The 26,089-nt window shown below is 62.0% G+C and carries 26 protein-coding genes; 11 read left to right on the top strand and 15 right to left on the bottom strand.

The window, feature by feature from the left end:
* Positions 1 to 67: 67 nt before the first annotated feature.
* Complete coding sequence (locus D1227_RS12040; protein WP_119404848.1) at positions 68 to 2,083, top strand: S9 family peptidase; 2,016 nt, start codon at positions 68 to 70, stop codon at positions 2,081 to 2,083.
* Between the two features lie 56 nt (positions 2,084 to 2,139).
* Here D1227_RS12040 and D1227_RS12035 read toward each other — a convergent pair whose 3' ends face one another.
* The gene (locus tag D1227_RS12035) at positions 2,140 to 3,006 is read right to left on the bottom strand and encodes a hypothetical protein (RefSeq protein ID WP_119404847.1); all 867 of its coding nucleotides are present in this window, start codon (positions 3,004 to 3,006) and stop codon (positions 2,140 to 2,142) included.
* Between the two features lie 82 nt (positions 3,007 to 3,088).
* On the opposite strand from D1227_RS12035, the gene D1227_RS12030 reads away from it, so the two are divergent.
* Positions 3,089 to 3,766, top strand: a complete 678-nt coding sequence (locus D1227_RS12030) for a Fe2+-dependent dioxygenase (protein ID WP_119404846.1) — start codon at positions 3,089 to 3,091, stop codon at positions 3,764 to 3,766.
* A gap of 6 nt (positions 3,767 to 3,772) precedes the next feature.
* Here D1227_RS12030 and D1227_RS12025 read toward each other — a convergent pair whose 3' ends face one another.
* Together D1227_RS12025 and D1227_RS12020 are read right to left on the bottom strand one after the other, a co-directional pair.
* A complete protein-coding gene (locus D1227_RS12025) occupies positions 3,773 to 4,615 on the bottom strand; it encodes a TauD/TfdA dioxygenase family protein (protein WP_119404845.1) in 843 nt (280 codons plus the stop codon).
* A gap of 32 nt (positions 4,616 to 4,647) precedes the next feature.
* Positions 4,648 to 4,986 (bottom strand): YciI family protein, encoded by a 339-nt coding sequence (locus D1227_RS12020; RefSeq protein WP_119404844.1) that lies wholly within the window; start codon positions 4,984 to 4,986, stop codon positions 4,648 to 4,650.
* Between the two features lie 58 nt (positions 4,987 to 5,044).
* On the opposite strand from D1227_RS12020, the gene D1227_RS12015 reads away from it, so the two are divergent.
* Positions 5,045 to 6,352, top strand: coding sequence for a replication-associated recombination protein A (locus D1227_RS12015; protein WP_119374869.1), 1,308 nt, complete (start codon positions 5,045 to 5,047; stop codon positions 6,350 to 6,352).
* Between the two features lie 70 nt (positions 6,353 to 6,422).
* Positions 6,423 to 7,742, top strand: coding sequence for a dipeptidase (locus D1227_RS12010; protein ID WP_119404843.1), 1,320 nt, complete (start codon positions 6,423 to 6,425; stop codon positions 7,740 to 7,742).
* A gap of 33 nt (positions 7,743 to 7,775) precedes the next feature.
* On the opposite strand, the gene D1227_RS12005 is transcribed toward D1227_RS12010, so the two are convergent.
* On the bottom strand, positions 7,776 to 8,483 hold the full coding sequence (locus D1227_RS12005; protein WP_119404842.1) for a dienelactone hydrolase family protein: 708 nt from the start codon (positions 8,481 to 8,483) through the stop codon (positions 7,776 to 7,778).
* A gap of 103 nt (positions 8,484 to 8,586) precedes the next feature.
* Between D1227_RS12005 and D1227_RS12000 the strand changes: the two genes are divergently transcribed.
* From D1227_RS12000 to D1227_RS11990, 3 genes are read left to right on the top strand one after another with little or no spacing between them, the layout of a single operon-like run.
* The gene (locus D1227_RS12000; protein ID WP_119404841.1) at positions 8,587 to 9,522 is read left to right on the top strand and encodes a nucleoside hydrolase; all 936 of its coding nucleotides are present in this window, start codon (positions 8,587 to 8,589) and stop codon (positions 9,520 to 9,522) included.
* The gene (locus tag D1227_RS11995; RefSeq protein WP_119404840.1) at positions 9,519 to 10,382 is read left to right on the top strand and encodes a ribokinase; all 864 of its coding nucleotides are present in this window, start codon (positions 9,519 to 9,521) and stop codon (positions 10,380 to 10,382) included. The genes D1227_RS12000 and D1227_RS11995 overlap by 4 nt, the downstream gene beginning before the upstream one ends.
* Before the next feature lie 3 nt (positions 10,383 to 10,385).
* Positions 10,386 to 11,009 carry a GNAT family N-acetyltransferase gene (locus D1227_RS11990; RefSeq protein ID WP_119404839.1) on the top strand — a complete coding sequence of 208 codons (624 nt, stop codon included), beginning with the start codon at positions 10,386 to 10,388 and terminating at the stop codon, positions 11,007 to 11,009.
* On the opposite strand, the gene D1227_RS11985 is transcribed toward D1227_RS11990, so the two are convergent.
* The 4 genes from D1227_RS11985 to D1227_RS11970 form a co-directional block, all read right to left on the bottom strand.
* A complete protein-coding gene (locus D1227_RS11985) occupies positions 11,006 to 11,905 on the bottom strand; it encodes a crotonase/enoyl-CoA hydratase family protein (protein WP_119374875.1) in 900 nt (299 codons plus the stop codon). The genes D1227_RS11990 and D1227_RS11985 overlap by 4 nt on opposite strands.
* Positions 11,906 to 11,920: 15 nt before the next feature.
* The gene (locus D1227_RS11980) at positions 11,921 to 12,940 is read right to left on the bottom strand and encodes an amidohydrolase family protein (protein ID WP_119374876.1); all 1,020 of its coding nucleotides are present in this window, start codon (positions 12,938 to 12,940) and stop codon (positions 11,921 to 11,923) included.
* Between the two features lie 181 nt (positions 12,941 to 13,121).
* Positions 13,122 to 14,063, bottom strand: coding sequence for an isopenicillin N synthase family dioxygenase (locus D1227_RS11975; protein ID WP_119404838.1), 942 nt, complete (start codon positions 14,061 to 14,063; stop codon positions 13,122 to 13,124).
* A gap of 77 nt (positions 14,064 to 14,140) precedes the next feature.
* A complete protein-coding gene (locus D1227_RS11970; RefSeq protein WP_119374878.1) occupies positions 14,141 to 14,344 on the bottom strand; it encodes a hypothetical protein in 204 nt (67 codons plus the stop codon).
* Positions 14,345 to 14,600: 256 nt separating this feature from the next.
* On the opposite strand from D1227_RS11970, the gene D1227_RS11965 reads away from it, so the two are divergent.
* Positions 14,601 to 14,876 carry an SEL1-like repeat protein gene (locus D1227_RS11965; RefSeq protein WP_119374879.1) on the top strand — a complete coding sequence of 92 codons (276 nt, stop codon included), beginning with the start codon at positions 14,601 to 14,603 and terminating at the stop codon, positions 14,874 to 14,876.
* 37 nt (positions 14,877 to 14,913) lie between these two features.
* On the opposite strand, the gene D1227_RS11960 is transcribed toward D1227_RS11965, so the two are convergent.
* Positions 14,914 to 16,011 (bottom strand): serine hydrolase domain-containing protein, encoded by a 1,098-nt coding sequence (locus D1227_RS11960; protein ID WP_158586642.1) that lies wholly within the window; start codon positions 16,009 to 16,011, stop codon positions 14,914 to 14,916.
* A gap of 92 nt (positions 16,012 to 16,103) precedes the next feature.
* Entirely contained in the window at positions 16,104 to 16,811 is a 708-nt protein-coding gene (locus tag D1227_RS11955) for a polysaccharide biosynthesis/export family protein (protein WP_119404836.1), read from the bottom strand.
* 120 nt (positions 16,812 to 16,931) lie between these two features.
* On the opposite strand from D1227_RS11955, the gene D1227_RS11950 reads away from it, so the two are divergent.
* The 3 genes from D1227_RS11950 to D1227_RS11940 all read left to right on the top strand — a co-directional run bounded on the left by D1227_RS11950 (position 16,932) and on the right by D1227_RS11940 (position 20,504).
* On the top strand, positions 16,932 to 18,443 hold the full coding sequence (locus D1227_RS11950; RefSeq protein ID WP_158586641.1) for a GumC family protein: 1,512 nt from the start codon (positions 16,932 to 16,934) through the stop codon (positions 18,441 to 18,443).
* 149 nt (positions 18,444 to 18,592) lie between these two features.
* Positions 18,593 to 19,213: a P-loop NTPase family protein gene (locus D1227_RS11945; RefSeq protein ID WP_233350163.1), complete on the top strand. Its 621-nt coding sequence runs from the start codon at positions 18,593 to 18,595 to the stop codon at positions 19,211 to 19,213.
* Entirely contained in the window at positions 19,182 to 20,504 is a 1,323-nt protein-coding gene (locus tag D1227_RS11940) for an O-antigen ligase family protein (RefSeq protein ID WP_119404834.1), read from the top strand. Before D1227_RS11945 ends, D1227_RS11940 begins: the two co-directional genes overlap by 32 nt.
* Here the strand turns inward: D1227_RS11940 and D1227_RS11935 are convergent.
* The 5 genes from D1227_RS11935 to D1227_RS11915 all read right to left on the bottom strand — a co-directional run bounded on the left by D1227_RS11935 (position 20,457) and on the right by D1227_RS11915 (position 26,062).
* A complete protein-coding gene (locus D1227_RS11935; protein WP_119404833.1) occupies positions 20,457 to 21,464 on the bottom strand; it encodes a glycosyltransferase family 2 protein in 1,008 nt (335 codons plus the stop codon). The genes D1227_RS11940 and D1227_RS11935 overlap by 48 nt on opposite strands.
* Complete coding sequence (locus D1227_RS11930; protein WP_119374885.1) at positions 21,461 to 22,231, bottom strand: polysaccharide deacetylase family protein; 771 nt, start codon at positions 22,229 to 22,231, stop codon at positions 21,461 to 21,463. The genes D1227_RS11935 and D1227_RS11930 overlap by 4 nt, the downstream gene beginning before the upstream one ends.
* A gap of 30 nt (positions 22,232 to 22,261) precedes the next feature.
* Positions 22,262 to 23,260, bottom strand: coding sequence for a glycosyltransferase family 2 protein (locus D1227_RS11925; protein ID WP_119404832.1), 999 nt, complete (start codon positions 23,258 to 23,260; stop codon positions 22,262 to 22,264).
* A 5-nt stretch (positions 23,261 to 23,265) separates the two neighbouring features.
* Positions 23,266 to 24,801 carry an exopolysaccharide biosynthesis polyprenyl glycosylphosphotransferase gene (locus D1227_RS11920; RefSeq protein ID WP_119404831.1) on the bottom strand — a complete coding sequence of 512 codons (1,536 nt, stop codon included), beginning with the start codon at positions 24,799 to 24,801 and terminating at the stop codon, positions 23,266 to 23,268.
* Between the two features lie 193 nt (positions 24,802 to 24,994).
* Positions 24,995 to 26,062, bottom strand: coding sequence for a DUF3137 domain-containing protein (locus D1227_RS11915; RefSeq protein ID WP_119404830.1), 1,068 nt, complete (start codon positions 26,060 to 26,062; stop codon positions 24,995 to 24,997).
* Positions 26,063 to 26,089 lie beyond the last annotated feature (27 nt).

Genomic DNA, 26,089 nt, shown 5'->3' with positions numbered 1-26,089 from the left:
CCTGACGGTCTCGCTATCCTGAAAGGCGAGTGCTAGCTTTCCGCAATCTTGGTTGCGGGAGGCATTTATGTACTTGAAACAAACCCTGTTGATTGGCGCATCGGCCCTGTTGGCGGCCTGCGCCCAGACGCCTGCTAAAGACGCGGCAGAAGAGGCGGTGTCCACGCCTGCGAACGATATTGAGCAGGTCGCGGATGTGGTGGTTGAGCCTGTCTCGGTCCAGCAGTATCCGGCGTCGCTCTTCCATGAGACGACCAGTTACGGGCTGGGGTCGAACAATGGCTACGTTTTCTCTCACAACAATGATGCCATCCTGGTCTCGACAGATGAAACCGGCATTTTCAACGCAGTCGCAATGGACAAGACGGGGGCGATCACGCCGCTGACCAGCTCTGACGACAATGCCGTCTACGCTCAATCCTTCTTCCCCGATGACGACCGGGTCCTGATCACCTCCGACAGCGGCGGCAACGAAATCTATCACGTCTACGTCCGCGAAATCGACGGCACCCTGACCGATCTTACGCCGGGTGAGGAGGTGCGTGCGAGTTTTGTCGGCTGGCGCGACGATGGCGAGGTCTTCTACATCCAGACCAATGAGCGCGATCCGCAGACCAATGACCTCTATGCCTACAGCACGGCGGACTATTCGCGGGAAATGATCTTCGAGAACGACGGCAAGGATATTGCCGACATCTCACCGGACGGGCGCTGGCTGGCCCTGTCGAAAGACCGCACCAATGCCGACTCCAATATCTATCTCGTGGATTTCCTGGCGGACGATACCGAGCCTCAGCTCATCACCGAACATGAGGGCGATATCTCTTATGGCGTCTACGATTTCACGGCAGACAGCGAAACGCTGATCTACGCCACCAATGAGCATGGCGAATTCAATCAGGCCTGGACCTACAATCTCGCCAGCGGAGAAAAGCATCCGCTGATCGAAGCGGACTGGGATGTCTCGTTTGTGTTCGACAGCCCGACGGGACGCTACCTCGTTTCCGCCATCAATGCGGACGCGATGACCGATCTCACGATTATGGACAATGAAACCGGCGAAGCGGTTGAACTGAAGGGAATTCCTGACGGAGAGCTGGGCCAGATCCGTTTCGACCGCGACGAAGAGACGATTGCTTTCGGCGTGAACACCGACACCTCACCTTTCAATCTCTACGTCGCCGGCCTCAGTGATGGCGAGGCTACACGGCTGACCAACGCGCTGCCTGAAGCGATTGACGAGGATGATCTCGTGACCGCCGAGGTCGTGCGGTATGAGAGCTTCGACGGCCTTGAAATCCCGTCCATCTTCTACATGCCCAAACAGGCATCGGCGGACGATCCTGTCCCGGCGCTGGTCTGGGTCCATGGCGGGCCCGGCGGACAGAGTACGCGAGGCTATTCGGCGACCATCCAGCACCTGGTCAATCACGGCTATGCGGTGCTGGCCGCCAACAATCGCGGCTCGTCGGGCTACGGCAAGACCTTCTTTCACATGGACGACAAGAACCATGGCGAGAAGGACCTGCAGGACATCGTCTATGGGCGGAAATACCTGGAAGGCGTGGAGGGCATAGACCCCGAGAAGATCGGCGTTCTCGGCGGGTCCTATGGCGGCTTCATGGTTGCAGCCGCCCTCGCATTCGAGCCTGAGGTCTTCGATGTCGGTGTCAATATTTTCGGGGTGACCAACTGGGTCCGTACTCTGGAAAGCATTCCGCCATGGTGGGGCTCGTTCCGCGATGCGCTCTATGACGAGATGGGTGACCCGGCCACCGACATTGAGCGGCTGCGCCGCATCTCGCCGCTCTTCCATGCCGACCAGATCACCAAGCCAATGCTGGTCATTCAGGGCGCCAATGATCCACGCGTGTTGCAGGTCGAGAGCGACGAACTCGTCGAGGCCGCCCGCGCCAATGGTGCCACCGTCGAGTACGTCCTCTTCCCGGACGAGGGACACGGCTTCCAGAAACGTGAAAACCGCATCAAGGCGTCCGAGGCCTATGTCGATTTCCTCAATACCTATCTGAAGGGTGAGGCCCCTGACGAGGACCCGGCACCTTCCGGGAATGCGGCGGAATAGACGCGCTTCGATTGGCTAGTTGGGGAAGGCCGGGCCACAACCCGGCCTTCTTTGATTCAGAGCCCGCTGAGTTCGAGCTGAAGCCCCGAGTTCAGGACCGCCAGGTGCGATGCATCGGCGCCCAGCGCAGCGGGGCGGCGGGCTGAGGGATAGGCCTCGGAGAGAGCGCTCAGCACGGTTTCAGCCTGCTGGTGAAAGGCGGGTGCGTCGGCCGCGATCGCCTCGGCATTGTCGATCATCAAGGATTCAGCGGTCTTGTAAAATCCGTAGCCGTCCAGATACGGCTCATAAGCGTCGCTGTTTCGGGCCGACATGTATTGTGCGATGGCCCGGTCGATCTCGTCGGCGATCACCCGCGCCTTTATCGTGACATCATCAGCCTGGCCCTTGGGCGCAAACTCGCCGGCCTGGCGGATGGTGGCGATGATGTCGCTAGCGCGCGCCCGCAAAGCGTCATCGCTTTCACCGCCGAAGACACCGTGGGAGGCATCAATCAGCTTCTGCTCGAAAGGGGCCACGCCTTGCTGACGGAGAACTGGTTCCAGATCGAAGAGGATCTCGCTGACCGGATGGGCGAACATTTCGGCGGCGGCCTTGCGTTCGCCAGCGTCCAGCGCGTCTATCCCTGCGCGGATGTGCGCCTCGACTACGGCCAGGGCGCTCAGATAGACGGCTGGGTCTTCGCCTGCCGCTGCGATGTTCACCCCGCCTTCGCCTTCGCCGCCCTCGGCGCGAACAGGTGTTGAGGTGACGTCGATTTCGTCGACAAGCCCGGCACTGGACGGCGTCGCTTCGGCCGGCTGTGATGCTTCACTTTCAGGCGATACGGAGCCCTGGTCATTGCCGCACGCTGCGAGGCCTATGCCGCCAAGCAGGGTCGTCGACAGGCCGAGAACGGCCCAGGATTTGTAGGAGGTCGCCATTTGGTCGCACTTTCAATGTTCGGGCTTACGCAGTTGAGTATGGGCGATACGGGTAACTGCAAACCATTCGCAAGTGCAAGCCATGCTGATCACAATTCCCGGACTTCTCGACCCTGATGCCCTGGCTGGAATCCGGACCTCACTTGAGGCGGTGGGATGGCGCGATGGCCGCATCACTGCTGGCGTTCAGGCCGCGCGCGTAAAGTCCAATCGGCAAGCTGACCTCTCGACCCGAACTGGCGCTGAACTGCATCGGCGGCTTTATGACGCAATTACCGGCAATGCGATTTTCGAGGCCGCCGCCCAGCCGAGGAAGCTGTCGAAGCTCATGGTCAGCCGGACCGGAGAGGGCGAAGGCTATGGCACGCATGTCGACAATGTCCTGATGGGCAGCGGCGACACGCGCATCCGTACCGACATTTCCTTCACCCTGTTTCTCAGCGATCCGCAGGACTATGACGGCGGAGAGCTGACCATTGACTGGGCCGGCATGGTGCATTCGATGAAACTCGATGCCGGCTCGCTGCTGCTCTACCCATCGACCAGCCTGCACCGGGTCGAGACGGTGACGCGCGGTGAGCGCATGGTCTGTGTCGGATGGGTGGAGAGCCTGGTGCGGACGGCAGAGCAGCGGGAAATCCTGTTCGATCTCGCCAATTTGCGCGCCAACCTGTCAAAAAGCCTGCCCATCGAAGCGCCAGAACAATTGGCGCTCGCCAAGATCACAGCCAATATCCGCCGGCTCTGGACAGATAGTTGATGCGGTTCAGGCGGCTTGGGCGCCAATCGTGGTGCGGTGGAGCAGGCGGTCATGGCCCTGATAGCCGCCGGTCGCCATGTGCAGGCAGGAGCGGTTGTCCCACATGAGCAGCATGTTCGGCTGCCATTTGTGGCGGTACTGGAATTCTGGCCGCGTCTGCCAGCGATAAAGCTCGGTGATGAGCGCCCAGCCCTCTTCCTCGTTCATGCCGTCTATGCCGATGATGTAGCCGGCGCAGCCAAAGAGGCCTTCGCGACCGGTCTCCGGATGCTTGCGGATGATCGGGTGAAGCTGGGTCTCCATCGCCTCGTCTGACGGGCGGATGTCCATGCTGCGGCCCGTATCTTTTTCGCCATACATGCCCGCCTTGGCGTAGCCGTTTCGCGCGGAATGGACGGCCATCTTGCCTTCCAGCTTCCCGCGCAAATCATCCGGCATTTCGGCGAGCGCCTTGTGCTGGTTGGTGAAGAGGGTGTCGCCGCCGACAGGCGGTATGGTGATGCCATAAAGGCAGGTGCCCGCGGGTGGGGACTTCTGGAAGCTCCAGTCGGTGTGCCAGGTTTCGGCGAAGACGGGGCCAGTCTCGTCGGCGTTGCGTTTGACGGCGATGATGTGCTCGCGGCCTTCAATCGGCGCGATGTACGGATCGTCTCCGAATGGTCCGAAGTATTGCGTGAAGCGTTCGAGGTCGTCGTCGGTGAGGTGCTGGTCCGGGAAGGCGAGGACGTGATGTTCCAGCCAGACCGAGCGGATGTCGGCGATAGTCTCGGCATCCAGCGGTTTTGACAGGTCAGGGCCGGTGATGCTCGCGCCACAGGCCTGACCGCTAGGTGTGATGGTGAGTGTCAATGTTTCTCCTCCTCGTCCTGTTCGGATGACCGCTAGTCCATTGTCGGAATGGGCGGGCAGGTCATGATCTCGACAGCCTCGCCGGGGAAGATCGAGAAGTGAGGATGGTTCTCGAACAGGCGCGCGGCGGCATCATGTGAAGCTGCTTCTACGATCACGTAACCAGAGAGATTATTCTTCGTGTCAGTGACACCGGCCTTGGACGCTTTCTTTGTCGCGCCAAGCGGGCCGCCTGCATCGACAATCTGGCTCGCATGCTGCTCCATCCAGTCCTGCCAGGCTTTCATGCCCTTGGCGATAACTTCCGCTGATGGCGGACCAGCGTCAGGACCGGGTGGGGTGCCTGTATAGACGGCTAGGAATTTCGGCATTGTTGTTTCCTCCAGCTGACATCTTATCACCATGCTTCGAACCGGCTAGGTGTGCGCCATGAGCGATCTCTTCTCTGCATCCGGTATGGCCGATGAGGCGCCGCGGCCTTTGGCGGACCGGCTGCGCCCGCAGACGCTGTCGGAAGTGGTTGGGCAGGACCATCTGCTCGGCCCCGATGGCGCGCTTGGGCGGATGCTGAAGACGGGGCGGCTTGGCTCGATCATCTTCTGGGGCCCACCCGGTGTCGGCAAGACGACGATCGCGCGCCTGCTCGCCAAGGAAACCGATCTCGAATTCGAGGCGATCAGCGCGGTCTTCTCCGGCGTGAAGGATCTGCGCGCCGCCTTCGACCGGGCCGAGAACCGGCGCGGAATGGGCAAGGGCACGCTTCTCTTCGTCGACGAGATTCACCGCTTCAACCGCGCCCAGCAGGACGGCTTCCTGCCCTTCGTGGAGGCGGGCGTGGTGACGCTGGTCGGCGCGACGACGGAGAATCCGAGCTTTGAGATCAACGGCGCCTTGCTGTCGCGTTGCGCGGTGCTGACGCTCAAACGTTTGACACCGGAGGCGCTGGAGGAGCTGCTTCAGCGTGCCGAAGCGCTGGAGAAGCGGAAGCTGCCGCTGGACGCGCGCGCCCGCGAAGCGCTGATCGACATGGCCGATGGCGATGGCCGCTACATGTTAAATCTCGCCGAGCAGGCCTTCACGCTGGCCGACGATGGAAAGCAGCTCACCGCCGAGCAGTTGTCCAATGCGCTGCAGAAGCGCGCGCCCGCCTATGACAAGGACCGGGAAGAGCATTACAATCTCATCTCCGCCCTGCATAAGTCCGTGCGCGGGTCGGACCCGGATGCGGCACTCTACTGGCTTGCCCGCATGATTACCGGCGGAGAAGACCCGCTCTATCTCGCCCGCCGGATTGTCCGCATGGCGAGCGAGGATATCGGCCTTGCCGATCCGACCAGTCTCATGATCGCCGCAGAAGCGGCCCGCACCTATGAACGCCTTGGCAGTCCCGAGGGCGAACTGGCGCTCGCGCATGCGGTCGTGCATCTGGCAACGGCGCCAAAGTCGAATGCCGTCTATGTCGCCTGGAAGTCCGCGCAACGGTCCGCCAAGGAGACGGGCTCGCTGATGCCGCCGAAGCATATCCTGAACGCGCCGACTGCGTTCATGAAGGAAGAGGGCTACGGCAAGGGCTACAATTACGATCACGATGCCGAAGAGGGCTTTTCGGGGCAGAACTATTTCCCTGATGGAATGAAACGGGAAGCGTTCTACCAGCCCAAAGGCGAGGGCCGGGAAGGGCCGATCGCCGAACGGCTGAAAAAGTGGGCAGAGCTGCGCCGCCAGAAAGGGAGCTGATTTGGCGCAATTGCGGTTCGTGCCAGACTCTGCTCGTATCCAGCCAGCAAAAAACTATCGGAGCCCTCCCATGACCTTGCGTCCACTGGCCGGCCTGCTCGCTGCTTCCAGCCTGCTTGCCCTGACCGCCTGTAACGATTTTCACCAGGAAAGCGGTAGCGAGATCATTCCGCAGGCAGAGGCGCAGATGTCCACACACGGCCATGGCGTCGGCGTCTCTAAGGACGTTCTCGAGGTGCACAACGACATGCTTGTCATGGACACCCACCTCGATACGCCGGCCTACTTCCACTCGGCGAAGTATGATTTTTCGAAACGTCAGACATTCGAGGCCGATGGGACGCATGTCGACCTGCCGCGGATGAAGGAAGGCGGGCTCGATGGCGGCTTCTGGGTGATCTTCACGCCGCAAGGGCCACTTGACGAAGCTTCATATCATTCGGCCCGCAACAGCGCGCTGCTTCGACAGATGGCGATCCGTGAAATGGCGGCGAAATACGCTGACGAGGTCGAGCTGGCCTTCACGGCCGACGACGCTGAACGCATCGCAGGCGAAGGCAAGCGCGTTGTCTATCAGAGCATGGAGAATTCCTACCCGCTCGGCACGGACGTCTCGCTACTGGAAACCTTCTATATTGGCGGCCTTCGCATGGTCGGGCCGGTTCACTTTCGCAACAACCAGTTCGCCGACAGTGCAACCGACGTGACGGGCGAGAAGTTCGATGGCCTTTCGCCGCTCGGTGAGGAGCTGGTGAAAAAGGCCAATGAGCTGGGCATGATCCTCGACGGGTCCCATGCCGCGGACACAACAGTCTACGACATGATCGAACTTTCGACGACGCCGCTCATCCTGTCCCATACCGGTGTCGATGGCGTGTACGAGCACTTCCGGAATATTCCCGATGAGTTGCTGCTGGCTGTCGCGGAGGATGGCGGTGTCATCCAGATCAACGCTTACGGTTCATATCTCGAAGCGCTGGAGCCAAGTCCCGAGCGCACGCAGGCGCTGGAGGAACTCGACGCCGAATTTGGCGATACCGCTGACATGGATAAGGAAACCATGACCCGCTACTGGGAAGCGCGCCGGGCGCTCAATGACGAGTTCCCGCCCCCGCGCTCGACCTTCGAGAAGTTCATGGAACACATGCTGTATGCCCTGGAACTGGTCGGCCCTGACCATGTCGGCATGGGCGCGGACTGGGATGGCGGCGGCGGCGTCGACGGCATGTCGGACATCACCTTCCTGCCCAAGGTCACCGCAGCGCTTATAGATGCTGGCTACACGAAAGAAGACATCCAGAAGATCTGGAGCGGCAACATGCTCCGGCTTTTGCGTGCGGCGGAAGAGGCTCGCACGTCTGAGCTGGCATCGCCTGACGTGCTGAACTAGGGACGCGGCCTCGCGGTCCGCGTCCCAGCCAGACTAGCCGTACATTTCGGACAGGAAGTCCTTGAGCGCAGCGAGTGAGCGGCGCTCGGCGGCAGGGTTGTAGACGGTCCCGAAGTCGGGATCGTTGGCGCCTGGATTGGTGAAGGCGTGCATCGTGCCGCCATAGGCATGCAGCTGCCAGTCAGCGCCGGCTTCAGACATCTCCTTGGAGAAGGTCAGCACGTCTTCCGGCTTGGCCATCGGATCGTCCCAGCCGTGCAGGACCAGCACCTTGGCCTTCACCTTGTTTCCATCGGTGTTTCCGGGTGCGCCAAGCAGGCCATGGAAGGAAGCGACGCCATCGACCGCCATGCCGGCGCGGGCCATGTCCAGGACGGACAGGCCGCCGAAGCAGAAGCCAATCGCGGAGGCCTTGTCGCAACCGGCCTCCTTCTTCGCAGTCTCAAGGCCGAACTGGAGACGGCTCTGGAGTTCCGCCCGGTTCGAGGCCAACGGGTTCATCAGCGCCTGGCATTCCTCGACGGTCTCGCCGCGCTTGCCCTTTCCGTAGACGTCCATCGCAAAGGCGGCGTAACCCCACTCGGCCAGCATCTTCGCCTTGCCCTGATCGAATTCGCCCGGCCCGCCCCAGGCGTGAGCGATGACCACGACCGCCTTCGGCGTCCCTTCGGGCATCGCCAGGAAGCCCTCATAGACCTGTCCTGCCTGTTCGTAGTCGAGCGATTTCGTGGAAATGGCCATGCTTTGTGTCTCCTTCTTGTGTTTGAATGCACACTTAGTTGTGTGAGGCCGTTACGGCCAGCCCTTGCCGGAACGCACGGAGTGGTTTCTTAGTTCGAGTATCATGAGAAAACGCCAGATTATTATTGATTGCGACCCGGGTCTCGACGACGCCGTCGCCTTGCTCGTTGCTTTTGCAGCCTCCGACATGATGGATGTGGTCGGGATTACTACCGTGGCCGGCAATGTTCCCGCGCCACTGACCCTGCGCAATGCCCGCATCATTCGCGAGCTTGCCGGTAAGGGGCGCGAAATCCCAGTTTGCGGCGGTGCGCCGGTGCCCCTGCTGCGCGATCCGGTCACCGCCGAAGACTTTCACGGCACCACCGGTCTCGGCGGCATTCCGTTTCCAAAGCCGCGCGTGAGAGCCTCGCGGGCGAATGCGGTGAATTTCCTTGTGCGGACCCTGCGCGCGGCAAAGGGCTTCCCAATGACGCTGGTCGTAACGGGCCCGATGACGAATGTCGCGCTGGCGCTGACCATCGCGCCCGATATTCGTGAGGGCCTGAAAGAGATTGTGGTCATGGGCGGTGCCGACACTGAAGGCGGCAACATCACGCCGCATGCGGAGTTCAATATCTTCGCAGACCCGCATGCTGCGCAGGCCGTGTTCCAGTCCGGCATCCCCATGCGCGTGCTGAATCTCGATGTCACCCACCAGATGCTGACAAGCGACGAACAGGTCGACCGCGTCCGGGCGCTTGGCTCGCCGGTTGCGATCAGGGCGGCTGACCTTCTGGCCGCGTCCAACCGGCTTGAGGAACAGGGAAAGGGCCGCAAGGCGCCGCTGCACGATCCGTCGACGATCCTGGCCCTGCTGCGGCCAGACCTCTTCGAAGGCCCGATGGCGACAGTCAGCGTCGAGCTGCAGGCAGGCGAGCGCTTTGGCAAGACGGTGCCCGACTACCGCCAGGGCGGCCACATTCGCTGGTACAACGAGGTCGATGCTGATGCGGTCTTTTCGGAGATGCTCGGCCAGCTGGCGAGGTATGGAGAATGAGCGCGCCGAGAATAATCACAGTCGGCTCGGTCAACCTGGACCTTGTCGCGGCTTGCGAGACGCTGCCAAGGCCCGGCGAAACCGTCACGGGGGCAACGTTCGCCCAATATCCAGGCGGGAAAGGCGCAAACCAGGCGCTTGCGGCGCGGCGGCTGGGCGCCGACGTTTCAATGCTCGCGCGGGTCGGCAAGGATCCGAACGCCGAGCTGGCGCTCGCGCTGTTGCGGAAAGATGGCGTTGACCTGTCGCGGATTGTCGAGGACGAGTCTGCGCAAACGGGTGTCGCGCTGATCGGTGTTGATGCGTCAGGAGAAAACTTCATCATCGTCGCGAGCGGCGCAAACGCCGAGCTTGATGCGCGCGATGTCGAAGGCGCCGGGCCAGCCGATGCAGTGCTTTGTCAGCTCGAAGTGCCGATCTCCGCGGTCATTGCGGCGAGTCAGATCTCCTCAAAGCTTTTCGCGCTCAACCTCGCGCCTGCCATGCCGGTTCCAGCCGGCCTGCTCGAGACGGCGGACCTGCTGATCGTCAATGAAGTGGAGGCTGACTTCTACGGAGATGCCTTGTTCCGGGGCGACGGTCTCGTGGCCAAGACGCTCGGGCGCGATGGCTCGGTCCTGTACCGCGCCGGCAAGGAAGTCGCCCATATGCCGGTCTACGCCGTGCCTGTGGTCGATACGACCGGGGCAGGCGACACGTTTTGCGGCGCGCTCGCCGTCGCGCTGGCTGAAGGCATGGAGGAGGGCGCCGCGCTGCGTTTTGCGTCCGGTGCGGCGGCATTGGCCGTGACAAAGAAAGGGGCTCAGCCGAGCCTGCCCTGGCGCAGCGAGGTCGAGTCCTTCCTGGCGGACAAGGCGTGAGCGATGGCCGAACTGCCCCTTACTCGAAACCGGACAAGCCCTGAGCGGGAGGCAGCGATCCGCGAGGCCGTCCGGCAAGCCGACCAGGTGCCGTCTTCCGGCGCCAGTAGCCGGCTCGCAACGATCGAAGATGCGCCAGCCCTGTTCGAACTTCTAGATCATCCCGGTGTCCGCGACTGGATCTATTCGCTTCCGCGTCCGCTGACCCTTGAAGGCGTGCGGGCCTATATCGAGACATGTGTTTCGCGGCGAGAACGTGGCGAGGTTCTCCTGTCGCTCAATTTCGATGAAGAGGGACGGGTTTCGGGCTTTTCCGAAGTTCACATATGGCCGGAATGGGCGGCGGGTGAAGTCGCGGGTGCCATGCGGCCTGACCTGCAGAACAAGGGGCAGGGCGGCAGCGGTATGGCGGCGATGTTCACCTGGATGTTCGAGACATTCGATCTCGACCTGATCAGCAATACGACAGCCCTCGACAATGTCCGTATACAGAGCCTGTTCCGCAAGACGGGCTGTGAATACAAGGGCGATATCGAGAGCCGCCGCCCGGATGGGACGACCCGCGCTTCGCAGGTCTGGGAAGTGACTCGCGAGGTCTGGTTCGAGCGGCTGGGCCGCACCGCCTAGTCGTCGCGCAGCTTTCCTTCGCTATCGCGGATTTCCGGCCCGTTGACGCGGGCGCGTCCGTCGCCGAAGGGTGTGTCGCGCTCGCTCAGGGCCTGCTTCAGCCCGGCTTCGCCCACGCGCTTGACGAAGGCATGGGCCGATGCGGCCTGGTGTCCGCGTACATCATTCTCGACGGCGAGACGCTGCATGGTCCGTGCGCCCATCAGCTCCATGCCGAGATTGATCGCCCGCTTGTTGGCGGCGAGGATGTCCGGATCGATCAGCGCCATGCGGTCAGCGAGGCCTTCGACTTCCGCTTCGAGCATGTCTGCCGGCACAGCCTTCATGGCAAAGCCGAGCTGGGCGGCTTCCGTTCCTGTGATCGAGTCGCCAGTCAGCATGAGGCGCTTGGTCCATTGCGGGCCGACATTGTAGAGCCACATCTGGTTGGGCAGCGCGCCGAGATTTCGACCGGCCGGGAAGGATACTTTCGCATCATCGGCGATGATGACGATGTCACAGAGAAGCGCGATGTCCGTGCCGCCCGCGACGCATGGGCCGTGGACCTGGGCAATGACAGGCTTGTGCAGGTCGAAGATCGCCATGCGGTAGCGCTGGGCCCTTTCGAGCTGCCAGATATCATCATCGACGCTGCGGGCGCCGCGTTTGTTTCCGGTCTCGGAGTCGAGCCGTGAGACTGGCACGGCGCTGGACCCGGATAGGTCATAGCCGGCGGAGAATCCGCGTCCCGCGCCCTTGATGATGACGCAATGGACATCGCGGTCATTGTCGGCCTGCCAGAGCGCCTCGGACAATTCCGCCTGCATCTTCATGGTGAGGGCATTGAGCTTGTCGGGGCGGTTCAGAGTGATCCGGGCCCGGCCATTTTCGGCTTCGTAGATGATCTCGTCGAACATGGTGCTGCGCCCTCGTTAAGCTGGGCGGCTGACGCGATAGACGCGCCGTGCTGTCCCGGCAAACAGGGCGGCCTTCTCGAATTCCGAATAGTCCGCCGTGATCTTCTTCAATCCGTTCCAGAGTGTCCGGTACGAAATTGAAAGGCGGTCGACGGGGAAGTTGCTTTCCAGCATGCACCGCTCCGGGCCGAAGCACTCGATCGCGTGGTGATAATACTTCGCTTGCGCGTCCACGAATTCATCGGATGACGGCGGCGTGTCGCGCTCATTCCAGCCAAAGCCATTGTCCGGCATGGCGAGCCCGCCGAGCTTGGCATAGACATTGGGCTGGGCGGCTACAGCCGCGATATCGTCTTTCCACTTGCTGAAATTGCTGTCGCGCTTGCCTTCATAGGGCCCGACGCCGAGTGGGGTCCCAAAATGGTCAAGGACCATGACAGTGCCCTGCACGGCAGCGGCTAGGTCGCGGAAGTCGAGAATCTGGTGGTGATAGTTCCAGGTGTCATACGTGAAGCCGCGTTCGCCGAGATGCGCGACGCCCCGTCGGAAGTCCGGGTCGCGGTAGAGCCCTTCCGGCGAGCGGGGGCGGATCCGGAAGTGCTCGCTGTGCGGATCAAACGGGCCGGAGTGCCGGATGCCCCGGAACAATCCGTTGGCGGCTTCAAGATGGGCGTCGAGCACCTCATCGAGCTGCGAGATGGGCAGGCGCAGATCCGCATGCGAGATGATGGCAGCGATGGTCGCCTTGTCCGCTTCACGGGCTGAACGCGCGGCTGCAGCTGCAACAAACTCGGTCTCGCCCACAGGCTTCAGATGGTCGGGTCCATCCTCGCGATAGGCGGCGCGGCATTCCATGAAGACAGTCTGCGTGACCTTGTGGCCGTCTTCCGTGTCGCGCCAAAGATCGTCGAGGTCGTAGACAATCCCGGCCGGATTGGGTTTTGGCCAGAGATGGTGATGCGGATCGACGATCTCCCGGTCGGGGTCGATGACCTCCTCGCGGTGTTGGTTCAACCAGTCATCATTGTCGAACATGCGTTTGCCTCCTCGAATCCGTCAGCCTCTGAAGGGCTGTATCGTTATTCGAAGCGCAAAAGCGTCTGGGGGCAAGAGGTGGCGCAACGCAAGTTTGATTGACTGGGCCAGCGCCATGGGCTGCTCCGCGCGGAAGGCGGTCAGACCACGTACCCAGGCCAGCTTCGGGAAATGCGGGTGGCTAAGCCTTCACAAGGCCGATCTCGCGCAGGCGTTCCATGAGGTAGTCCTGCGCCGTGATGGGCGGTTGTTTCTTGCCACCTTCCGCAAGACACTGCGGCAGCTGCTCGATCAGGTAGTCCTGATTGAAGTGCAGGAAGAAGGGCGTCGAATAGCGCGGGAACTTGGCGCGCTCCGGTTCCGGATTGACGACGCGGTGGGTCGTCGATGGCAGGACGCCGCCCGTCAGGCGTTGCAGCATGTCACCACAATTGATGACGAGAGACCCCGGCGGCGGGTTGACGGACAGCCACTGGCCCGAGCGGTGCAGCACTTCCAGCCCCGCCTCTTCTGCGCCCAGCAGGAGCGTGATGACGTTGATGTCCTCATGCGCAGCGGCGCGAACCGTGCCCTTGGGTGGCGGGTTCTCCTGCGGCGGATAGTGCAGCAGCCGCAGGATGGAGTTGCCGAAATTGACCTTGTCGTCGAACCAGTCCTCCGGCAGGTCGAGGTGAAGCGCGACGGCGTGCAGGAGGTCACGGCCGAAATCGTCGAGCGCTTCATAGAAGGCATAGGTCGCGCTGTCGAAGCCGGGCACCTCATCGACGACGGGTGTCTCCTTCATGGTGGCGCGATACTTTGAATCAGCCGGCAGCTTGCGTCCGGTATGCCAGAACTCTTTCAGGTCCGCCGCTTTCTGGCCCTTGGCATTCTCGGTGCCGAACGGGGTGTAGCCACGCTGGCGGCCATTGGCAGCGTCGTGATACTTCTCCTTGGTCGCCTCCGGCAACTTGAAGAAATCCTTTGCGGCCTGATTGGCGCGGGCGATGACGGCCTCATCGACGGGGTGGTCCGTGATGACGGCGAAGCCGGTCTCGCGGAAGGAACGGCCAAGCTTGTCGGCGAAGGCCTGCTTGTCCTTCTTCCAGAGCGGATAGGGGATGGGTTCAAAGAGATCTGTCATGACGCGCGCAATATACGCGTCGTTCCCGCAATGCCCAAGCCGCTTCGTCAGAGCAAGATTGACGCGGGGTGGCCGGCTCAGCGCCGGCGCTGCTCGTCGAGATAGTTCACCAGCCTGTGTACCGGCCATTCGACGAAAGCCAGCAGGACGAGGCCGACAATGTTGAGAATGGGAACAACCATCATCAGGGCATAGGCGCCCTTGAACCCTGCCTTCTCGAAAATTCGCCAGAAGCAGACAAGATTGAGCGTAAAGAGGATCAGCCAGAAAACAAATATCATGGCCGCGATTATAAGCCGCCCAGCCGGGCATGCACCGGTTTTCTGAAGAATCCGGCCTGCAGCCCCCTTTGGTTAATTTCCGCCTGCTGGTCGTTAACACACAGACGATTTGAGCGTCTCGCTGTTAACCATGTCGCAAAGCTCTGAGGGCAGGCTGAACCCCGTCACCGAGGCGTGACGTGATGGTTTTTGGAGACCCGGTAAAATCAGGCCGCATGAAGCGCCAACCGGGTCTGGGTGTAGATGGAGAAGTCAAATGCCTTATTCAGATATGGCAGTAGATGTCGCCCCGGAAACGGGAATTGGTTCCAACGCCACGGGCGAGGAACTGTGCCGCGTGGGCCTGGCCTATTCGACCGGCGTGGGTGTCGATGCCGACATGATTGCTGCGCACAAATGGTTCAATCTGGCCGTGCTGAAGGGCTCGGAAGAAGCCAAGGAATATCGCCAGCAAATGGCCGACATGCTGTCCAGCGAAGAGATCAAGCGCGCGCTGAAATCGGCCCGCGACTGGCTGAACCTGATGAACTAGTCCGGCGCTGCGCGAAGCTGCCGTATGGCCCAGCAAGCTAGTGCTCTTCGCCAAATACCTGTGCCGCCAGCGCGCCTGCGATGGTCAACAAGGCGTCGTAGCCGGCACTATTGTTGTTGAGGACAATGATCAGGCCATCCTCGTCCGGCAGCAACATGATCAGGCTCAGATAGCCGATCAGGCGCCCATTGTAGTAAATAACGTCGGTGGTCCTTTCGCCGCCGAGAGGCAATTGTCCAAGCGCCCAGGCCATCGGCAAGTCTTCGTCGAAGGCATTGCGTTGGCCAGCTTTCGAGTACACTTGGCCATCCATGACCGCTTGCCCCCAGCGCCGCAAATCATCGATAGTCGAATACATTGAGGCCGTACCCCGGAACAGGACGGGGTTCACGATCGGAACAGTTTCATAGGTTCCGTCGTCGAGTCTGAGAGAATTCGGTGCGAGTTGACCGGGATCTTCATAGAGTTGACCGGTCGCCTGCATCCCGAGAGGGCCCAGTATCTGCGAACGCAGATAATCTTCATAGGTCATTCCGGAGTAGCGATCGATGATGCGCGCAAGCAGGAAGTAGTTGACGTTCGAGTATAGGTAATCGCTTCCCGGTTCGAACTTCAGCTCCAGCGCGCTGATGGCGTCCAGGAAGCTTTCGTCGCTGAAGGACCGCTTCACCTCATTGTCAAACCAGCCCGGAATATCGACGTAGTGCGGGATACCAGATCGGTTGCGCAGCATCTGGCCAAGCGTAACCTGGTCGGCCCAGTCTGTCTCGAGCGTAGGCAGCAGGTCGGAAAGCGTGTCGTCAAGCGCAACCAGATCCTGATCTACCAGCTCCAGAACCAGCGCGGCGGTAAAGCTCTTGGTCATCGAAGCGATTGCAAACCGGGAGTCGAGGTCTATTGGGTTCGCACCTTCTCCGGAAGACGAACTGACCGCCTCACGGACAATGATGTCATCGCCCCTGGCGACAAGAATGGCTCCCGAGAAATCGACGCCGCTTGGGATGCTGGCAAGAACAACCGTGGATGCTTCGGACTGTTCCTCTGCTGCTGAGGTCTTCGGTGAGCTGGTTCGCTCGGCGGCGCAGCCACCAGCCAGAAATGCTAGCGCGAGGACCGCCATCATCGTGGATTTCATTGCGTTTTCAATTGTCCCGCAGTTTGTGTGATGCGGCCTGAAAAGCAGATGGCCGGAAACCGGGCAAGCCCGCGGCTGCGGTGCTGGCAGGCCTAGCGCCGGATATCGCCCGAAATGTCGTAGTACAGCGAGAACTGGATCGGGAGCGCATTCCTGAACCATTGCTGCATCAGCAGGTTTTCCTCTGCGATGGCAGAGCGGGGCACGTAGACAACGTCAAACCGGCGCAGCGGCGTAAAGTCGGCATAGCGCGGATCGTTGATGCCTTTGTTCACATCGAACACGGCCGACATGACCTGGCCGCCCGGCATTCGCCTGAGAACGGCGACCTGGGTTGGCTTGGCGCTTTCGGAGAAGCCGCCCGCCATGATGATCGCCTGCAGCGGGTCGATCTGACCGGGAAGGTCCACCATGCCGGGATTGCGGACCTCGCCTCCGACAAAGATCTTCTGGCTCTCAAATCCAGTCGGGATCACATCGATGTCGGGATCCTTCAACTCGCTCGCATAGGCCTGCAGCAAGGCACCGCGCAGTTCGCCAGCCGTGCGGGCCGATGCGCGAAGCGATCCGATATAGGGCAGGTTCAGTGAGCCATCCGGCGCTACCCTGATCTCGCGGTCGAGTTCGGGCGCCGTGTGGAAGATCAGCTGGATCGTGTCGCCAGGCGCCAGTAGGTAAGCGGCGTCCTGGCCATCTTCATGGCGCCAGTCCGCAACCGGGAAATATTGCGTCGGCTCGGGATCAACGCTCTGGCAGGCGCCAAGCGCAATCAGGGGAAGGATCAGGCAGGCGCGTCTCATTTCCGTCCGCTCAAAATATGCATGCTGCAGCGCGGCCAAGGCTCTTCGTTAATGTTTAAGGAATTATCAAGCGCCTTGGGTCAGGACTGTGCTAACCATAACAGTGGGGCTTTGACACGCATGGCAGCATCGCAAGACTGGGGTCCGGGCGGCGACAGCCGTTCCGAGGTCGGCGTCGTGCGCCGGCGCCCCTGGATGGGTGCGGCCGAGCTTGTCCTGCAGCTGTGGCGGGCCAAGTGGCTGATGCTGGTGATTTTCCTCCCGATCTTTGTGCTGGGCCTTGTGGCGGCCATGCAGATGCCTACCAAGTATGAAGCCCAGTCGCGGCTCTATGTCCGTCTTGGCGAGGAGAGCGTCTACCGGCCGAAGGTCGGAACCGAAGGCGCTGGCGCCACTCCGGAACAGGAGCAGCTGATCCAGGCGGAAATCGAGATCTTGCGCAGCCCAGTCGTTGCCGAGCGCGCGCTGGCACGCTTTCCGCTGTCGCGCGTGTTTCCGGACCTTGTCGAAGCGATGGAAAAGCAAATCGCTGAGGCGCCGGACTCTCGCCGGGAGGCTATCGCTGAACAGACGTTCCAGAAGGGCGTGGCGGCGCTTCGCAAATCCTTTGAGGCCGGGTCTGCGCCGAAGACCCCGGTGATCGGAACCGCGCTGTCGCACGAGGATGCCCAGCTCTCAGCCGAGCTTCTGAATGCGATGATCGGCGCCTATCTCGACTATCGCAGCGAAGTCTTCTCGGTCGGCGGATCGGACTCGCTGCGTGACCAGCGCAAGAAGTTCGAAGGCGAGCTGCTCAATGTCGAGAGCGAGATCCGCGCCTTTCTGAGGCGCAACCAGATCGGTGACTTCGAAAGCGAGCGCCAGACGGCCCAGCAGCTGTTTGCGACCATTTCCGGCGAACTCCTGACCAACAAGTCCCGCGCGAGCGCTGTTGAGGGGCAGCTTGATATCAATAACCAGCAGCTTGCCACCATGGAGCCGCAGCAGGACCTCTATGTCGAGGACAATTCCGCCCAGCGCCTCAGCGAGCTTCGCATGGAGCGTGAGGAGCTTCTGTCCCGCTACACTGAAGACTCGCGCGCCGTTCAGGCGATCGATACCCGCATCGACCAGCTGCGAGATTATCTGAACTCGCGGGATGGCCTGTCTGGAACGACGCGTCGCGGGCCAAACCCCGTCTACCAGCAGATCGAGCAGGCAGCGGCCAACCTCGAAGCCGAAGCCCAGTCGCTGGCCCTGCAGCGGGCAGAACTCGAACGCCAGCTCAACAGCATCGAAGCCCGGCTTCAGCGCCTCAATGAATTGCAGCCTGAATGGCAGGAGCTGCAGCGACGCAAGGCGCTCATGGAGGCGAATGTGCAGAACTTCTCGGCGCGTGAAATCGAGGAACGCGCGCTCGCCGAAATCTCCAACCAGTCAGCCGATAGCGTGCGTGTCCTCGAGCCTGCCCGCGTGCCAATCCAGGGCTCGAGCCTGAAGCTGCCCATCGCGGCGCTCGCTTTCCTGTTTGCCGGATTCACCGCGCTCATGGCCGGCCTTCTGCGGGCATTGACGCGTGATGGCTTTGCGACCGCGCGCTCGCTCGAGCGGACCATCGGCGTTCCGGTTGTCGGAGCGGTTGGCCGCGTTTGAGTGGGCTTGGTTAAGAAAAGCGTTAACCAGACCCATGTAAGCCCGAATTTCCATCAGATTGTGGGCCGATGCGGGATTTACGGGATCAGATAGACGGCGTTTGGCACGCCGCGTCCAGGCTGTCGTCAGGCAGTGGCGGATGCTGCGTCATGTTCATTGCCGCGCGCGAGGGTGAGGGCACCAGCAGTGTCGCCGCCTCATTTGCGCTGCTGGCCGCTCGCAAAGCCCAGAAATCGGCCTGGCTCCTCGACCTCGACCTGCGCCGGAACGCGGCCTTTGCCGCCTTCGAGGATGGCTTTGCGCGCGGCGTCGGACGGCCGGGACGCGCTTATGATGCCTCGCTCAGGACGGAGCCGATCTACACCGTTTCCTCTCCCGTGAAGGGGCAGAGCGGCGCCGACGTGGCCAACAAGCTGCTGAGTGTTCATGAGATCGATCGCACGCGGCTGCTGGTCTCGCGGTTTCGCAACGAATTGCTGGGCCATGGACAGCGCGTGCGCCTGAAGTCGCAGCCTGAATGGTGGTCGCGGGTGCGCCAGGCCGCCGACTGGGTCGTGATCGACGCACCGGCCGTTACCCGCTCATCTGCCGGCCTGTCTTTTGTTTCCGAGGCCGACGGCGTGTTCATTGTCGTTCGCGCCGATTCTACAGGCCCCCAGGAAGTCGCTGCGCTGCGCGACGAGATTGCTGCCAGTGGCGGGCGCGTTGCAGGACTGGTGCTGAACAGGATGGGAAGCGATGCGCGTTTCGCAGACCGCCTCGCCGGCTAGAACGCCGCTGGAAACCTTCTTCCGCTTTTCTGAGTACGCGGTTGTCTTCCTCTGCCTGGTGATGTTCACGGAGGGCCTCCTGCCGCGCCTCTTCGCAAGCGAGACCGATCCTGAAAGCACGCTGCTGCGGATGCTTTGGCTGCCGGTCTACGGTTTTATCCTGCTTGGCTGTGCGAGCATGCCGATGCGGTTCTTCTCGGCGCTGCTCCGGATACCGTTCCTGGTCTTCATCCTGGTCCTGGCCTGTGCTTCGTGGAGCTGGTCAATCGACTCCGCGGTCACCGAGCGCCGGGCCATCGCAATTGTCGCGACGACGCTCGGCGGGCTGTTCATGGCAATGCGCTATGACTGGCGCACCATGTTGCGTCTGTTCGGTGCGGTCTGGCTGTTCATGGCGGTCGTATCAATCGTCTCCGGCATCGTTGCGCCAGGTTTTGCCGTGATGCAGGACGTCCACACGGGTGCATGGCGCGGCATGTGGTGGGAAAAGAATGCGCTCGGCGGACACATGGCGCGCGCGAGTTTCCTCATGGCCTTCCTGCTCCTGATGGACCGCCCGTGGCGCAAGCTGTGGGCGGCGGCCCTGGTCATGTGCGTGGCGCTCGTCCTGCTATCGACATCGAAGACCGCGCTGATCGGCCTGTTGTTCGGCATCGGTGTCCTGGTCGCTGGCGCATGGATGCGTCGCGGCGTTGTGTCGACCCTGTCCATGCTGTGGGCGGGCGTTGTTCTTGTCGCCGGCGCGGCCATGGCGCTCGTCCTTGCTCCGGAATTTGTCTTTCAACTGCTCGGCCGGGACGCGACGCTGACAGGGCGAACGGATATCTGGACCGCTTTGATGGATGCCATCGCCGCGCGGCCATGGCTCGGCTATGGCTATGGCGCGTTCTGGGGCGTGGATTCGCAGCCTGCCTACATGGTGCGGCTGGCGACCGAATGGGCCGTTCCCACCGCGCACAATGGGTGGCTGGAGACTGCCCTCTCGATCGGCCTTGTTGGCCTGGCCGGGCTCATCATGAGTTATCTGCTTTTTGTGTTCCGGGCTGCCCGACTGGCCGTGAGAGACTGGACCGGCCTTTTTGCGCTCGGTGTCGCGGGCCAGTTCCTGCTGTTCAGCCTGTCTGAGAGCATCGCCCTTCAGCAGAACACGATCGTCTGGGTGACGCTTGTATCTGTGGCGTCCAAAGTTGCGCTCAGCGTGTCAGCGCCTGCTCGAAGCCGTCAGTCGCAGCCGCCGAGACCTTCAGTGGTTGGCCGCAATGGCCCCGCCGCCCGGCGTGCCGGCATGTGAGGCCTGGGTTTCGTCGTCGGGTCTTGCGGCCTGGCGAACGGTCGATGCGCCGTAAAAGCGCATCTTCTTCCAGAAGAACACCTTGCCGAGACCGCGGATCGCTTCATCCAGCTGGAAGGCACGCCGCGGCTGGCGAGCTACCCAAAGGCCGAGCCAGGCCGAGCCGTGCAGGACGAACTTGCCGGCACCGATCCCCATCCACATGAGGAGGCTGCCAATGCGCGGCGGGCTGGCCTTGCGCGCGAGCGTGCAGGGGCCCTGACCGTAGGCGAAAGCCCGGCGGAGGGTATAGGAGAGGCTGATGCGCTGGGGCAGCGGATGTTCGTTGACGCCTGCGCTGGCGGCCCAGGCAAACTTGCCACCCGCTTCCGCTATGCGGGCAAACAGGACGTCATCCTCACCGCCTACCTCATTCATTCGAGCGTCAAACCAGGGCTTGGTGCCCGGGATCTGGCGGGTGTCGAGCAATGCGTTTCCGCAGCCCCATGGCTTGTGGATGTAGCCATCGCGATGGCCGGGGTCGCGGGCGAAGAAGTGCTCGAAATAGGCGCGGTGCTCGGTGATGTAGTCGGGCAGCGCCGTCAGGACCGGGCCAAAGGTAACGGCCGCGCCGAACCGCTCATGGGCTTCCAGAAGCTTTTCAAGCCAATGGATCGGGGCGGTCTGGTCGTCATCAAGGAAGGCGGCAAGCGGTGTGGTCAGCGCGTCCATGGCGGCGTTGCGAGCATTGGCGACACCGGGCTCCGGCGCATGAAGATAGGTCAGCGCGATCGCTTCAGGTGCTCGCGCCTCCAGTGCGTCATAGGCAAACCGGGCCGTCGCTTCGCGCGAGTTATCGACGATCAGGACCTTGAAGCCGTCCTTGCGCATGCTCTGCCAGAACAGGCTTTCGACAGCGCGGTGAAGGCTCTCGGGACGATTGAAGGTCGGAACAACGACGGTGACGGTTTCAGCGGTCATGCGACCTCCTTAGCGCGGATGGAGGCAAGCGCCACAGACGGCGTGACGATTTCCGCGCCAGTGTCGCGCGCAAGCCGCACCAGACGCCGCAGATGAGCCGGCGTGGTGCCCCATGCGCTGTGCTTCTCGCGAACGTCATGTGTGAAAATGAAGAGCAGGGCCGGTGAGGCGGCAGCCTTTTCGATGGCGTCAGCGGCGCGTGCGATGCTGGATTCGGTTTCGTCCAGCTCATAGGCCGACAGTTGCATAAGGTCGCTGCCCTGCACATTGGCGCCAGGTAGCACGCCGCGGGCGGCCATGAAGCGCGAGGTAAGCTTCGGCTTCAGCGAGGCGCGGGTTTCGCCATAGGGCCAGGCGAACTGCGTGACGGGCAGGGTATGCCCAAGCGCTGCCAGCCTGGCGATATTGGTATCGATATCGGCGAGCACTTCGGCGGTGCCGGTCCGCGCGCAATCAAGGTGTGTTTCGGTATGGGCGCCGATTTCGTGCCCGGCGGCAGCCAGGCGGCGAAGATCATGCGCATCGAACAGTTCGCCGGTCTGGTTCTTCGTGCCGACCATGCCGGTGCAGGCATAGAAACAACCCCTGGCGCCAACTTCATCGAGAATTTCGGCGCCTGTATCGGCAGCAGATTTTGGAAAATCATCAAAGGTGAAGCAGATTTTGGTGTGCTCTGGCGTCGCCGGCAAAGGATGGGCAACCGACCAGCGCGTCATGCGCCGAGCGATTTTGGCCGGTAGTGAGCGGTCTGGCTGGTATGGTTTCATGGTTCGTCCCCCCGATTTTTTTAGCGATGCCTATGCAAGATGCTCGCCATAGCGGAAGGCCCGGTACAGCTTCAGCGCAGGCAGGCGCAGGCTGATCGGCAACCATTCCGTTTTCGCCACGGACCGGCAAAGACCCGTCCATGTGGCCTTGAAGGGCAGACGTTGCGACAACCGGGCTATTTTCCAGAGCTGCATCTGCCGGACAGCGTCCGGATGACGCTCGGCCAGCCGTGCAAAGTTTGCTCCGGAGCCGCCGAATTTCGCCAGAAGGGTTTCGGTATCGTCGAGGCCGAGATGCGTGGCCGTGTTCTCGATATGCCGGACGGGATACGTTTCTGCCACCCGCAGGCCCCAGTCGACATCCTCCCAGCCCCAGCCGCTGAAGCCGTCATCAAATCTGACGGTTTCGAGGATCTGCTTGTGGACGAGGATATTGGATGTGAAGACATACCGTCCCGGCTCCTCGGAACGGGCTTCGGCCGACAGGCATTCCGACAGAGCAGACTGGGCCGCATGCAGCCGGGTTTTCTTGGTAGGTGTGACCTGGCGCAGCGTGAAACCGCCAGCGATCAGCGCCGGACCATCTGCCTGCTCGATCGACTTCATGTAGCGGCTGAGAAACAGGTCCGTGTCGGGTCGCATGTCCGCATCGACAAGCAGGATCCAGTCGCTCTCGGCCATCGCAACCAGACGGTTGCGTGCATGCGCGCGCCCTGCGTTCTGCGGCGCCGTGATCAGGCGGGCTGGCCCGGGATACTTCATGATGTGGCCGGCCAGCTGCTTGGTCAGCGTCTCATCGCCAGACCCGTCATCGAATAGCAGCAACCCCGTTTGCGGCGCTTCGGCAAGGCGCGACAGGCCCGACAGGAGTGGGGCGGCATGGTCGCGATAGCAGGGCACACAGATCGTAATCGCAGTGTCACACATGACCTGGTTCGACAAGATTGCTTCGCCAGCTTCAGTGCGGTCGATGGAATAGGTGAGTGGTTCGCTCTCCGACGGATAGGCAGAGTCCGGCATCTTCTTCATGTGTCCTATCGCTGCCGCCGCCAGTCACCCAGCAGGCATGGTGCTGTGGCGAGCATGATGAAGAGGTCGAACCAGAAAGAGGCGCGGTTCACGTATTCCATATCCAGCCGGACGCGTTCGCGAACTTCCTCGCGCGAGTGAACAGGGCCCCTTGAGCCATTGATCTGAGCCCAGCCGGTAATGCCGGGTTTCACGCGGTGACGGTGGGCGTAGTCGCTCACCAGGCCCTGTACTTCTGCGTCTTCGGTGGTCATGCCGATCGCGTGCGGGCGCGGGCCGACGAGCGACATCTCCCCGCTCAGGACGTTGAGCAGTTGCGGCAGCTCGTCGATGGACGTCATGCGAATGAACTTGCCGACGCGGGTGACGCGGGGGTCGCGATGAACCGTCTGCTGGCCCATCCGGTTCTCGGCCTCAGGGTCGTGCCGCATGGACCGGAACTTCCACACGCGGATGATCTGGTTGTTGAAGCCATGACGCTTCTGCCGGAAGAAGACGGGGCCAGGGCTGTCGAGCTTTACCGCGATCGCCGTCGCGAGCAGGATCGGGCTGAACAGGACAAGCAACAGCGACCCGAACAGAATGTCCGCCGCACGCTTGATGACCACGCGGCGCAGATTGTCCGGAGCGCCGGACATGTAGGCGGCTGGCGAGCGGGCGATGCGAGCAAGCGATTCCGATTCCGGGTCGAATCCTTCAAGGTCCAGCAGCAGGACAACGCGCTGCGGCAGGACACGGAGCCGGTCGACCAACTGGCGCACGCGGACCCGGGCGTCCGAGGTCACGGTGACGATGATGCGGTCGATATCGGGAAGGCGGTCCCAGTTCATCAGGTCATCGAGCCGGCCGACGACGGGAACGCCGCCCATGGCAATGGGCGCGCGCGACAGGCGGTCGTCGAACACGCCGACAATATTGAGCTCGCGCGATTCACTGTTGCGCTGGAGGAGCCGCCGGGCATTGGGCGTTGCGCCGACGAGCACGACGTTCTCCGACAGGACGCCATTGCGTGTCAGCACTTTGAACAGGATGATGACATGCGCATGCACGGCGACGGCGAAGGTGAAAGCGAGGCAGGCTGCACCAAGTACGATACTGGTATGGCGCGCCGGATAGAGCAGCGAAACAACGACGACCAGACCGGCCAGGGCGAGGCCTGAGCCTATGCTGCTGCGCAGGAGCATCTGAGAGACCGGCCGGGCGAAGGAGAGATTGTAGGCATCCGCCCTTCGAAGGCCCCAGCTCATCACGACCGGGATGAAGACGAAAGGCAGCACGGCGGCGACGGATGACTGCAGCAAGCTGTATCCACCGGCATTCAGGAACAGGAAGGAGACGATGGCCGCGACGGCGATATCAGCCAGCTTCAAGGCCTCGCGCATCATCGGGCGGTTGATCGTCCGGTTTCGTGGCCGGATGCGCTCGGCTGCGTCGCTGAGGCTTGCCCGGCTCGTAAGGACGGGGGTCGACACCGCGCCGCCGATATCTTCGGTTCGCTCCGGTGTCGCCGGGATGCCAAGTTGTTGAAGCCCATCGGCCATGCGGTGAGGACCTGCCTGAGGTTGCGTCCCCGCTTCATGCCAGAACAGGCTCAATATCGGGTTTCGCCGATCGGTGAAATTTTATGGATCGGCCGTTCCTGCATCGATCGAGTGGGCGTGTCGGGCGTGCCGGATTGGCAATGATGGCAACAGACGGGCGATTTTGCAGGCGTATTGGCCGCCAAGGTGCTGCCTAGATCCGGTCCTTGTACCACTCTCGGGTCAGGAAGCCGTCGATCATGTCGCAGACCAGCCCGATTTCGGTCAGGGTCTGGATGAACCGGTCGGGGTCGACCAGCGGCTTGAAGATCGAGCCCGCCTCGAACTGGTTTCCAGCCTCAAGCGCGATCGTCATGTGCCCGTCTTCGAAAATGCCGCGCAGCTTGCCGCCCTGGAAATGGCGCTCCAGCGCGATCAAACGCTCCATCCGGTCGGGCGTCAGAAGGGTCCGCGCTTCGACCTGGTCGGTCGAGTGAACGGTGAAGGCGTCCTCAAGCTCCTTGGAGACGAGGTCGACCCGCTGCAGGTCACTGGCTCCCTTGCCGCGCTTCCACCACTTGTCACGGGCGATGATTGTCCGGCCGAGGAAGGGTTCGGGATAGTCGATATTGAAAAGAAGCCCCTGGAACTTGGTGACAGTGCGGCGGTTCTTGCCCGATCCCTGCTGTTCGGTGAGCTTGCACTCGACCATGGTGAAGTCGGCTTCGGCCCGCGTGCCCGATATCAGGTCCTCGAATTTGCGGCTGTCATAGGATGGCAGCAGGGCATAGGCTTTCAGCCGCTCGAAGGCTGGTGTCGGCGGTTCGTTCAATTCCTTGAGGTTGCCCGCCTGCGATTTCACCCAGTTGCCGAGGCTCGAGAAGCCGGAAATTCCGCTAAGGTCAGGATGCATGGTGTCATAGTTGAAGCCGAAGCATTCGCAGGCAGCGCCAACGACGAGCTGCTTGGTCTGGGACTTCATCGAGAAAACGGGAATCCAGACGGCAGCAGAAGCCAGTACGGTCAGGACGATCCCGGCAAAGATGCCGAACGGGAACATGACCTGGAAGCCGAGTACCCAGGTCAGCGCGATGACCGACAGCAGCGCAATCGAGCCGACGATGGCCGTCCGCTTGATGGCCTTGCCGATCACCGCCTTGCGCTCTTCCTCCATGCGCTCCAGCTGCGGCTGCAGGACGTCGCGCCACACAGCGATGGCCGGCTCGAATTCCGGGCGCTTGCTGCGGATACTGTCGAAATAGATGTCGAGCGCGGCCTGCATGGCTATCGGTCCCCTGGCTTATGCCAA

The organism is Henriciella mobilis, from assembly GCF_003576315.1.
Classification (GTDB): domain Bacteria; phylum Pseudomonadota; class Alphaproteobacteria; order Caulobacterales; family Hyphomonadaceae; genus Henriciella; species Henriciella mobilis.
This window is presented reverse-complemented; position numbering and strand designations above follow the sequence as displayed.